The organism is Melaminivora alkalimesophila (assembly GCF_000282995.1).
Lineage (GTDB): Bacteria > Pseudomonadota > Gammaproteobacteria > Burkholderiales > Burkholderiaceae_C > Melaminivora > Melaminivora alkalimesophila.
The window spans coordinates 1-1294 of sequence record NZ_ALEE01000577.1 but is presented as its reverse complement, the minus strand read 5'-3'; the positions used below and the strand labels follow the sequence as shown (position 1 = coordinate 1294).

General features: G+C 72.1%; 1 protein-coding gene and 2 pseudogenes. All 3 read right to left on the bottom strand.

Translation table 11 applies throughout. From position 1 onward, the window contains the following. Window positions 1-114 (bottom strand): annotated as a pseudogene (locus A612_RS17980) (cell division protein FtsQ/DivIB); the annotation flags it as partial. Between the two features lie 12 nt (window positions 115-126). Further along, window positions 127-1110, bottom strand: a complete 984-nt coding sequence (locus A612_RS11300; protein WP_019374586.1) for a D-alanine--D-alanine ligase — start codon at window positions 1108-1110, stop codon at window positions 127-129. Continuing rightward, window positions 1107-1294, bottom strand: a pseudogene (gene murC / locus A612_RS17405) (UDP-N-acetylmuramate--L-alanine ligase); the annotation flags it as partial. The gene A612_RS11300 and the pseudogene murC, both read right to left, overlap by 4 nt.

Here is a 1294-nt window from a genome sequence, read left to right as displayed (position 1 = left end):
CCAGCCGCCGCAGGCCCACAGCGCGGCCAGCGCCAGGCCGACGAACAGGACCGTGGCGGTCGTGTTCATCAGCCGGACGTCCAGCGGCGGGGGCAGCGCGGCGGCAGCGTTCATCCTGGGTTCCTCCTAGCCTGGCGCGTGCGCGCGCCCCTGCAGGGCATCGAGCGAGGCATCGGCCAGGATGCGCAGGCACAGCTCCTCGTAGCTGATGCCGGCGGCGCGCGCCGCCATCGGCACGAGCGAATGGCCCGTCATGCCGGGCGAGGTGTTGATCTCCAGCAGGAAGGGCTTGCGGTCGCTCCTGCGCAGCATGATGTCGGCGCGCGCCCAGCCGCGGCAGCCCAGGGTGCGGAAGGCTTCGACCACCAGGCGCCGGAGCTCGCGCTCCTCGTCCTCGGGCAGGCCACTCGGGCAGTGGTACTGCGTGGCGTCGCTGAAATACTTGTTCTGGTAGTCGTAGTTGCCGTCCGGCGCCTCGATGCGGATCACCGGCAGCGCCTCGGCCGCCGCCCCCTGGCCGAGCACCGGGCAGGTGGTCTCGATGCCGTCGATGAACTGCTCGCACAGCACTTCCGGGTCGTAGCGCGCCGCCAGCAGGTAGGCCTGCTCGCACTGGCCGATGCTCGTCACCTTGGTCAGGCCCAGCGTCGAGCCCTCGCGCGAGGGCTTGACGATCATCGGCGCGCCCAGCTCGGCAAAGGCGCGCGCGGTCTCGGCGCTGCTGGCCACCAAGCGCCAGTCCGGCGTGGGCAGACCCTCGAAGCGCCAGATGCGCTTGGTCATGACCTTGTCCATGGCGATGGCCGAGGCCATCACGCCCGGGCCGGTGTAGGGAATGCCCAGCAGCTCCAGCGCGCCCTGCACCGTGCCGTCCTCGCCGTGGCGCCCGTGCAGGGCGATGAAGCAGCGCGCATAGCCGTGGCGCTTGAGCTCGCCCATGTCGGCGTGCGCCGGGTCGAAGGCGTGCGCGTCCACGCCGCGCGCGCGCAGCGCGTTGAGCACCCCGCCGCCCGACATGAGCGAGACCTCGCGCTCGGCGGAGCTGCCGCCCATCAACACCGCCACCTTGCCGAGGGCCGCGGGTTCGATCCGGAAAGCAAAGTCGTTCATGGCTCGCAGCCCTCCTCGGCCGACTGGGGTTCCTGCAGGGACTGCCGCTGCGCGCGCTGCACCACCTGGGTGGCGACGCGGCCGATCGAGCCGGCGCCCATGCACAGCACCACGTCGCCGGCGCGCGCGAACTGCGCGATGCGCTCGGGCAGCTCCGCGACCTCGGCGACGAACACCGGCTCGA

Coding starts and splice junctions, on each gene's coding strand:
- A612_RS11300 (WP_019374586.1), bottom strand. CDS start 1,110: ATGAACGACTTTGCTTTCCGGATCGAACCCGCGGCCCTCGGCAAGGTG.